This is a genomic window from Micromonospora sp. RV43, assembly GCF_001029515.1.
Lineage (GTDB): Bacteria > Actinomycetota > Actinomycetes > Mycobacteriales > Micromonosporaceae > Micromonospora > Micromonospora aurantiaca.
In genome coordinates this window covers 1-9024 of record NZ_LEKG01000235.1, presented here as the reverse complement: position 1 = coordinate 9024, position 9024 = coordinate 1, and the positions used below count along the sequence as shown (strand labels likewise).

Here is a 9024-nt window from a genome sequence, read left to right as displayed (position 1 = left end):
CCTTCAGGTCGCGGTAGCCGCACTTGGCCATCGCGCGGCGCAGGCCGCCGAAGAGGTTGAGCTGGCCGTCCGGCTCGTCGGCCGGGCCGAACAGCAGCTTCTCCATCGAGCGACCGGCTCACCGGCACCGCCACGCTGACCGTCACCGCCACCCGGGCGCTGTCCCGGTTCCAGCTCGACCTGGCCTGGCTGGACGTCGAGCGGGTGCGGGTGGACGGCGAGGCGGTGAAGCACCGCCACGACGGCACCGAGCTGATCGTCACCCCGTCGGGCGGGCTGCCGTCCGGGCGGCGGTTCACTGTCGAGGTCACGTACGGCGGGGTGCCGAAGCCGCTGCCGAACGCCGAACTGGGCGACGGCGGATTCCACGCCACACCGGACGGTGCGATAGCGCTCGGTCAGCCGGAGTCGGCGAGCACCTGGTACCCGGTCAACGACCACCCGTCGGACAAGGCCACCTACGACCTCGCGGTCACCGTGCCGGACGGCCTCGCCGCGCTGTCGAACGGCGTGCCGGAGGGGAGGACGTCGAGCGGCGGCTGGACCACCTGGCGCTGGGCGGAACGCGCGCCGATGGCCAGCTACCTGAGCACGCTGGTGATCGGCGACTACCGGGTCAGCAGCGGCACCCACGCCGGCAAGCCGCTCGTCACCGCCGTCGCCGCGGCGCTGCCCGCGGACGGGCCGGCCGCCGCGTCGGTGGCCCGCACCGGCGAGGTCGCCGACTTCCTGGCCGCGCGCTTCGGCCCGTACCCGTTCGAGGCGTACGGCGGCGTGGTGGTCGCCGACGAACGCATCCGGTACGCGCTGGAGACGCAGAGCCGTCCGGTCTACGGGCCGGCGTTCTTCCGCGGGGACCGGCCGAACACCGAGGTGGTCGCGCACGAGCTGGCGCACCAGTGGTTCGGCGACAGCGTCTCGGTGGCCCGGTGGAGCGACATCTGGCTCAACGAGGGCTTCGCCACGTACGCCGAATGGCTCTGGGCCGAGCACGACGGCGGGCGCACAGTGGCGCAGACCGTCGTCGAGCGCTACGCGGCCACCGACTGGTCGAGGCCCACAGTCGACCCGGGCCGGGCCGGGATGTTCGGCGACGCGGTATACCAGCGGGGCGCGCTCGCGGTGCACGCGCTGCGCCGCGCGGTGGGCGACGAGGCGTTCTACCGGGTGCTGCGCGGATGGCTGGCGCAGCACCGCGACGGCAACGTCACCACTGCTGATTTCATCGGGTACGCCGAACGAACGTCCGGGCGGCCGCTGCGGGCGCTGCTGGACGCCTGGCTGGTCGGGGGCACGCCACCGGGACTGCCGTGACGCACGCGTGACCGCCGCTGGGTAGGCTGCCGCGGTCGGAGCGGCCCGTGGGCGGGGCCGCCGAACGGGCCCCGGGAGGGATCGAGGCGATGACGCGGCGCGGCGCACGACGACGGATCGGGTTGCTGACCTGCGGCACGCTGCTGCTGGCCGGCTGCGGTTCGGCCGACCCGGACCCGGGCCCGTCGTCCCCGGCCGGTCCCGCGCCGGCGACCTCGCGCAGCTTCGCGCCGGGCGCGGCCGGAGCCGGCGACGCGTACTTCCCGAGCTACGGCAACGGCGGGTACGACGTCGCGCACTACACGGTGAAGGTGCGCTACGACCCGGAGACGGACAAGCTCAGCGGCACCACCACGCTGCGGGCCACCGCGACCGCCGACCTGTCCGCGTTCAACCTGGACCTGGCCGGGCTGACCGTCCGCTCGGTGACTGTGGACGGCACCGCCGCCCGGCACAGCCGCACCGAGGACGAGCTGGTGATCACCCCGGCGATCGGGCTGACCTCCGGCAACGGGTTCACCGCCGAGATCCGGTACGACGGCAGGCCGGAGGCGCTGCGTACCGAGGCGCTGGGCGAGGGCGGCTGGCTGCACACCGTCGACGGGGCGATCGCACTCGGGCAGCCGGAGTCGGCGAGCACCTGGTTCCCGGTCAACGACCACCCGTCGGACAAGGCCACCTACGACATGGAGATCACCGTCCCGAAGGGACTGACGGCGGTCTCCAACGGCGTGCCGAAGGGGAAGGCGACCAGCGGCGCCTGGACCACCTGGAAGTGGTCGGAGACCGCGCCGGCGGCCAGCTACCTCACCACCGTGGCGATCGGGAAGTTCCGGGTCACCACCGGGCAGCACAAGGGACGGCCGGTCTACAGCGCGGTCACCACGCAGGTCGCCCAGGGGGCGCCGGACCGGTCCGTCGCGCGCACGGTCGAGGTCGCCGACTACCTGGAGAGCGTCTTCGGGCCGTACCCGTTCGACTCGTACGGCGGCGTGGTGATCGCCGACGAACGCATCCGGTACGCGCTGGAGACGCAGAGCCGGCCGGTCTACTCGGCGAGCTTCTTCCGGCAGGGCGACAACACCGGCGTGGTCGCGCACGAGCTGGCCCACCAGTGGTACGGCAACAGCGTGTCGATCCAGCGCTGGCAGGACATCTGGCTCAACGAAGGGCTGGCCACGTACGCCGAGTGGCTGTGGGCCGAGCACAGCGGCTCGACCACGGTTCAGCGCATGTTCGAGCAGAGGTACGCGAACGCCGGCGGTCAGGTGTGGCGTACGCCGCCGGGCAAGCCGGGCGTGGCGAACCTGTTCAGCCGCTCGGTCTACGACCGGGGCGGGATGACCGTGCACGCGCTGCGGGTGGCGGTGGGCGACACCGCGTTCTTCACCATCCTGCGCACCTGGGCGGCGGAGCGGAAGAACGGCAACGCCACCACCGCCGACTTCGTGGCGCTGGCCGAGCGGATCTCCGGCAAGAAGCTGGCGAAGGTCTTCGACCCGTGGCTGTACGGCACCGAGCGCCCGCCCGCCCCGAAGCCGCTGTAGGGCCTCTAGTTCTTGACGCGCAGCGACGGGTGGGCGGCCAGGAACGCGTCGGCCCGCCCGCCGCGCAGCGCGGTGAGGAAGTCGCGGCCGAGCGGCTTGAGCTGCTCACCCCGGTACGCGCCGCCGCTGCTCACCCCGGCGCCGGGCAGCACGACGAGCGTGAGCCGGTCGGCCGGCAGGCCACCCAGGACGTACGCGTAGTCGATCAGCTTCCGGCCGCCCCCGGCGTACACCAGGGTCTTGCCCAGCGCGGCCACCACCTGCTCGACCCGCTGCGGGTCGCGGGCCGTGCCCTGGTCGAGGATCTTGCGGGCCAGCGCCCGGAGCAGTTGCTGCTGGTGCCGTTGCCGGGTGTAGTCGCCGCCCGCGGTGTAGCGCTGCCGCGCGTAGTCGAGCGCCTGCCAGCCGGTCAGGTGGCGGGTGCCCTTCTCGTAGACCATCTGCGGCCCGGTGTAGCCGCCGCCGGTCAGCGTCCGCATGGTGCCGTCCGGGCGGCGGTGCCGGGACTCGACCCGCTGGTCGACGTAGAGGTCCACCCCGCCGAGCGTGTCCACCAGCTTGTCGAAGCCGCCGAACGTGATCACCGCCCCGGCGTCGATGCGCAGCCCGGTGTAGCGGGAGACGGTGGTGCGCAGCAGCTCGTACCCCTGGGCGGTGCTGGGGTTGCGCTTGTCGCCCGGCACCCGGCTGCCGTAGCTCATCGCGTGGGTGAGCTTGGTCCGGCCGCCCGGGTAGCGGGCCTTCGGGTACGCGGGGATGTCCACGACCAGGTCGCGGGGGAGCGAGAACAGGTACGCCTTGTCCAGCCCGGCCGGTACGTGCAGCAGCAGCACCGCGTCGGCGTGCGGCTCCCAGCCGGGGATGCTGACCCGGGTGTCTACGCCGACGAGCAGCAGGTTGAGCGGGCCCTTCAGGTCGACGCCGGGCGGGGGTGCCGGGCTGGCGGTGGTCGGGGCGGGCGTCGGTGAGGCCGGCGGCGCGGTGCTCGGGCCGGCGGCCGGGGCGGCCGGGCGGTTCGCCACCAGCCGGGTGGTCACCACCGCTCCGGTGGCCACCAGCAGCGCCGCCACCAGTGCGGCCAGGCCCAGCAGGCGTCGTCTCGTCACGTTCGTTCCTCCCCGTGGAGTTCGACGCGCCGGGGGCCGCCGGAGGTTGCAGCGGCGGGAATCCCGGCGAATCGAGCGCTCTGCATGATCTGCGAAAAACACTTGCTGGCGCCATAGCTACCGGTCGGTAATGATGCGTTCATGCGTTACGACGTGCTCGTCATCGGTTCGGGCTTCGGCGGCAGCGTCACCGCGCTCCGGCTGGCCGAGAAGGGCTACACGGTGGGCGTCCTGGAGGCGGGGCGGCGCTTCGCCGACGACGAGTTCCCGCGTACGTCCTGGCGGGCGCGACGGTTCCTCTGGGCGCCCCGGCTCGGCTGCTTCGGGCTCCAGCGGATCACGCTGCTGCGCTCGGCCGACCGCAAGGCCGGAGGCGGCGTGCTGGTGCTCTCCGGCGCCGGGGTCGGCGGTGGGTCACTCGTCTACGCGAACACGCTCTACGAGCCGCTCGACGCGTTCTACGCCGACCCGCAGTGGCGGGACATCACCGACTGGCGCGACGAGCTGGCCCGCCACTACGACCAGGCGAAGCGGATGCTCGGCGTCACCACGTACCCGATCGACACCCGCGCGGACCAGGCCGTCCGCGCGGTGGCCGAGCGGATGGGGGTGGCGCACACCTACCACCCGACGCCGGTCGGGGTGCACATCGGGCGCCCCGGCGAGCGGGTGGCCGACCCCTACTTCGGCGGGGCCGGGCCGGACCGCACCGGGTGCAGCCACTGCGGGTCGTGCATGACCGGCTGCCGGCACGGCGCCAAGAACACGCTCGTGAAGAACTACCTCTGGCTGGCCGAGCGCCTCGGTGTGCAGGTGCACCCGCTGACGACGGTCACCGCCGTACGCCCGGACCCGGCCGGCGGCTACGCGGTGCACACCGAGCGCACCGGCGCCTGGCTGCGGAAGCGGCGCGAGGTGATCCACGCCGACCAGGTGGTGTTCGCGGCCGGCGCGCTCGGCACCCAGCGGCTGCTGCACGAGATGAAGTCGACGGGTGCCCTGCCGACGCTCTCGCCCCGGCTGGGCGAGCTGACCCGCACCAACTCCGAGGCCATCCTCGGCGCCTCGGTGGCGCCCGGCGCGGCCCGGAAGCGCGGCCTCGACTTCACCGAGGGGGTGGCGATCACCAGCTCGTTCCACCCCGACGCGCAGACCCACATCGAGCCGGTCCGCTACGGCAAGGGCTCCAACGCGATGGGCCTGCTCCAGTCGCTGCTCGTCGACGGCGGTCCCCGCCGGGTCCGGCGCTGGCTCGGGAGCATCGTCCGGCAGCCCGTGCTGGCCGCGCGGATGCTGTCGGTACGCCGCTGGTCCGAGCGCACCGTGATCGCGCTCGTCATGCAGTCGGTCGACAACTCGCTGACCACCCGCTACCGCAAGGGGCGGCTGGTCTCCGGCCCCGGCCACGGCGCGCCCAACCCGACCTGGATCCCGGCCGGCAACACGGCGGCCCGGCTGCTCGCCGAGGAGATCGGCGGCACCCCCGGCGGGGCGGTCACCGAGCCGTTCAACATCCCGGTGACGGCGCACATCCTCGGCGGCGCGGTCATCGGCGCCACCCCGGACGAGGGGGTGATCGACCCCTGGCACCGGGTGTACGGCCACCCGGGGCTGCACGTGGTGGACGGCGCGGCGGTCTCGGCGAACCTGGGCGTCAACCCGTCGCTGACCATCACCGCGCAGGCCGAGCGGGCCATGTCGTACTGGCCGAACAAGGGCGAGGCGGACCCGCGCCCGGCGCTCGGCACGGCGTACACCCGGGTCGAGCCGGTCCCGCCGCGGCGGCCGGCCGTCCCCGCGCACGCCCCCGCCGCCCTGCGGTGAAAGGAAGGGCCCCTTCTTAACGCCTCCGGTAGAGGAAGGGCCCCTTGTTAACACGTTCACCCCGCCACACCGCCGGGGCGCGTCCGCGCGGCCGGTGACTGTCGGTAGGCTTTGCGCACATGAGCACGCCTCGCCCCGTCCTCGTGGTGGACTTCGGAGCCCAGTACGCCCAGCTCATCGCGCGCCGTGTCCGCGAGGCGAAGGTCTACTCGGAGATCGTCCCGCATTCCATGCCGGTGTCCGAGATGCTGGCGAAGAACCCGGCCGCGATCATCCTGTCCGGCGGCCCGTCCAGCGTCTACGCGCCTGACGCGCCGCAGATCGACGCCGGGATGTTCGACGCCGGCGTGCCGGTCTTCGGCATCTGCTACGGCTTCCAGGCCATGGCCCAGGCGCTCGGCGGCACCGTCGCGCGCACCGGCAACCGCGAGTACGGCGGCACGCCGCTGCGCCCGCGCCTGACCGAGCCCGGTGTGCTGCTGCGCGACCTGCCGGCCGACCTGCCGGTCTGGATGAGCCACGGCGACTGCGTCACCGAGGCCCCGGACGGCTTCACCGTGACCGCCGAGTCGGCGGGCGCCCCGGTCGCCGCGTTCGAGGATCTGGCCGGGCGCCGGGCCGGCGTGCAGTTCCACCCGGAGGTGGGGCACACCGCGCATGGCCAGGAGATGCTCAGCCGCTTCCTGTACGACATCGCCGGCATCGAGCCGACGTGGACGCCGTCGAACATCATCGACGAGCAGGTCGCCCGGATCCGCGAGCAGATCGGCGACAAGGAGGTCATCTGCGGCCTCTCCGGCGGTGTCGACTCGGCGGTCGCCGCCGCGCTCGTGCACCGTGCCGTGGGCGATCAGCTCACCTGCGTGTTCGTGGACCACGGGCTGCTTCGGGCCGGTGAGGCCGAGCAGGTCGAGAAGGACTACGTGGCGGCGACCGGCATCAAGCTCAAGGTGGTCGACGCGCGGGAGCGGTTCCTCGGTGCGCTCGCCGGGGTGACCGACCCGGAGCAGAAGCGCAAGATCATCGGCCGGGAGTTCATCCGCGTCTTCGAGGCCGCCGCCCGGGAGATCGCCGCGCACGGCGACGTGGAATACCTGGTGCAGGGCACGCTCTACCCGGACGTGGTGGAGTCCGGCGGCGGCACCGGCACCGCCAACATCAAGAGCCACCACAACGTCGGCGGCCTGCCCGAGGACCTGAAGTTCGCCCTGGTCGAGCCGCTGCGCACGCTGTTCAAGGACGAGGTCCGCACGATCGGCCTGGAGCTGGGACTGCCCGAGGCGATGGTGTGGCGGCACCCGTTCCCCGGTCCGGGCCTGGCCATCCGGATCATCGGCGCGGTCGACGAGGAGCGCCTCGCCGTGCTCCGCAAGGCCGACCTGATCGCCCGGCAGGAGCTGACCGCGGCCGGTCTGGACCGGGGCGTCTGGCAGTTCCCGGTGGTGCTGCTGGCCGACGTGCGCAGCGTCGGGGTGCAGGGCGACGGGCGCACCTACGGCCACCCGGTGGTGCTGCGCCCGGTCTCCAGCGAGGACGCGATGACCGCCGACTGGTCCCGGCTGCCCTACGACGTGGTGGCCCGGATCTCCACCCGGATCACCAACGAGGTCGCCGAGGTCAACCGCGTGGTCCTGGACGTGACGAGCAAGCCGCCGGGCACGATCGAGTGGGAGTGACGCGGCTCAGGCCGCGGGCGGCGTCTGCGGGCTGGCCTGCGGCCCGCCCGGCGTCCGCGGCTCGGTCGGCGTAGCCGGCGGGACCGGCCCGGCCGGCGGGACCGGCGGCCAGCCGGGCGCGGTGCCCGGCGGGTGCGGCCAGGCGGGCGCGCCGGCCGGCTCCTCGGGCATCAGGAACCACATGATCGGGTACGCGAGCGCGGCGAGCCCGCCGGTGAGCACGGTGGCGGTCGCGAAGATCACCCGGATCAGCGTGGGGTCGGCGGCGAAGTAGCGGCCGAGGCCGCTCGCCACACCGGCGATCATGCGGTCGCTGACCGGCCGGCGGAGCTGCTTGTACGGGGCCTGGGAGGGGTTCGGGAAGGTCATGTGTCAACGGTCCCGCGCGCCGCGGCGGGCGACCTCGGTGACCGCCCGGACGCCTACCCTGAGCTGCCCCTGAGACGCCAGCGGAGAGTCAGGAATCTGACTCTTTTCGATGTCGGTAACCCGCTACGGGGAGAATTTGCTCCCGTGACCACCTCGCTGGAGCCGCTCCGCAGGATCGCGGCATACGCAGTTTGTGCTGACTCAAACGGCCGAGTGTTGCTGGTCCGCGCATCGGAGCGCTCCGGCACCCCCGGCACCTGGTCGCTCCCCGGAGGAGCGGTCGACCACGGTGAGGACCCCAAACACACGGTCGTCCGGGAGACCGCTGCCGAGACCGGGCTCTCGGTGGCGGTCGCCGGCCTCCAGGACGTGCTCGCCGACATGCGGGCGCTGCCCGAGCGGCACATCACGATCCACACCGACCGGCTTCTCTACACCGTGTCGGTCCGCGGCGGGACGCTCACCGAGCGGGTCGACCGCCCGACCGACCTGGCCCGCTGGTTCACCCTCGACGAGGCCCGGGAGCTGCCGCTGCGGTCGTTCACCGCACGCGCCCTGGGCCTGCCCACCTCCACCGACGACATCGTGCCGGAGGAGGTGCCCGAGTTCCCCTCGTTCTACGCCGTCCCCGGCCCGGACGGGCTGCACCGGGCGCAGCGTTTCGCCGCGTACGCGGTGGTGACCGACCCGGAGGAGCGGGTGCTGCTGACCCGGGTGTCCGACGGCTACCCGGGCGCCGGCTGCTGGCACCTGCCCGGCGGCGGCACCGACTACGGCGAGCAGCCGGGCGCGGCGCTGATCCGGGAACTGGTCGAGGAGACCGGCCAGACCGGCCGCCTGGTCGAGCTGCTCGGGGTGGCCAGCCACCGGGACGCCGCCTCGCTCGGCCCGGAGGGCTACCCGATCGACTGGCACGGCGTACGCGCCTTCTACCGGGTGGTCGTCGACCAGCCCGCGCCGCCCACCGTTGCCGACATCGGCGGTTCGACCTGCGAGGCCCGCTGGTTCCGCCGCGAGGAACTCGGCGCCCTCCCCACCGACCGCCTCACCGAGGTGACGGCCGAAGCAGTCCAGGCCGCCCACCTCCTCTGACCCACACACCCCCGCCCTCCGGGCGTCCACCCCGGCGATCATGAAGTTGACGGCGCGAAATGTCCGCCTCGGTACCGCTAACCTCATGATCGACGG

6 protein-coding genes and 1 pseudogene are annotated in these 9024 nt (G+C 73.3%); 5 read left to right on the top strand and 2 right to left on the bottom strand.

Features of this window, described 5'->3' with window-relative positions; all coding sequences use genetic code 11:
- Window positions 1–102 precede the first annotated feature (102 nt).
- Both ABD52_RS34295 and ABD52_RS34290 read left to right on the top strand, forming a co-directional pair.
- Window positions 103–1314: pseudogene (locus ABD52_RS34295) on the top strand (M1 family metallopeptidase); the annotation flags it as partial.
- A gap of 89 nt (window positions 1315–1403) precedes the next feature.
- Window positions 1404–2861, top strand: coding sequence for a M1 family metallopeptidase (locus ABD52_RS34290; protein ID WP_047894474.1), 1458 nt, complete (start codon window positions 1404–1406; stop codon window positions 2859–2861).
- Window positions 2862–2866: 5 nt separating this feature from the next.
- Here the strand turns inward: ABD52_RS34290 and ABD52_RS34285 are convergent, their stop codons facing one another.
- Window positions 2867–3967, bottom strand: a complete 1101-nt coding sequence (locus ABD52_RS34285) for an LCP family protein (protein ID WP_047894473.1) — start codon at window positions 3965–3967, stop codon at window positions 2867–2869.
- Between the two features lie 141 nt (window positions 3968–4108).
- Here ABD52_RS34285 and ABD52_RS34280 point away from each other — a divergent pair, with 141 nt between their 5' ends.
- Both ABD52_RS34280 and guaA read left to right on the top strand, forming a co-directional pair.
- Window positions 4109–5791, top strand: a complete 1683-nt coding sequence (locus tag ABD52_RS34280; RefSeq protein ID WP_047894472.1) for an FAD-dependent oxidoreductase — start codon at window positions 4109–4111, stop codon at window positions 5789–5791.
- Window positions 5792–5910: 119 nt separating this feature from the next.
- Complete coding sequence (gene guaA, locus ABD52_RS34275) at window positions 5911–7467, top strand: glutamine-hydrolyzing GMP synthase (RefSeq protein ID WP_030269412.1); 1557 nt, start codon at window positions 5911–5913, stop codon at window positions 7465–7467.
- A 6-nt stretch (window positions 7468–7473) separates the two neighbouring features.
- On the opposite strand, the gene ABD52_RS34270 is transcribed toward guaA, so the two are convergent.
- Window positions 7474–7836, bottom strand: a complete 363-nt coding sequence (locus tag ABD52_RS34270; RefSeq protein WP_047894471.1) for a PspC domain-containing protein — start codon at window positions 7834–7836, stop codon at window positions 7474–7476.
- A 144-nt stretch (window positions 7837–7980) separates the two neighbouring features.
- Between ABD52_RS34270 and ABD52_RS34265 the strand changes: the two genes are divergently transcribed.
- Window positions 7981–8928, top strand: coding sequence for an NUDIX hydrolase (locus tag ABD52_RS34265; RefSeq protein ID WP_013288532.1), 948 nt, complete (start codon window positions 7981–7983; stop codon window positions 8926–8928).
- The last annotated feature ends 96 nt before the right edge of the window (window positions 8929–9024 follow it).

Excerpts from the sequence above, each read along its gene's own strand:
- guaA (WP_030269412.1), top strand. The coding sequence starts at position 5,911 with ATGAGCACGCCTCGCCCCGTCCTCGTGGTGGACTTCGGAGCCCAGTAC.
- ABD52_RS34280 (WP_047894472.1), top strand. The coding sequence starts at position 4,109 with ATGCGTTACGACGTGCTCGTCATCGGTTCGGGCTTCGGCGGCAGCGTC.
- ABD52_RS34290 (WP_047894474.1), top strand. The coding sequence starts at position 1,404 with ATGACGCGGCGCGGCGCACGACGACGGATCGGGTTGCTGACCTGCGGC.
- ABD52_RS34270 (WP_047894471.1), bottom strand. The coding sequence starts at position 7,836 with ATGACCTTCCCGAACCCCTCCCAGGCCCCGTACAAGCAGCTCCGCCGG.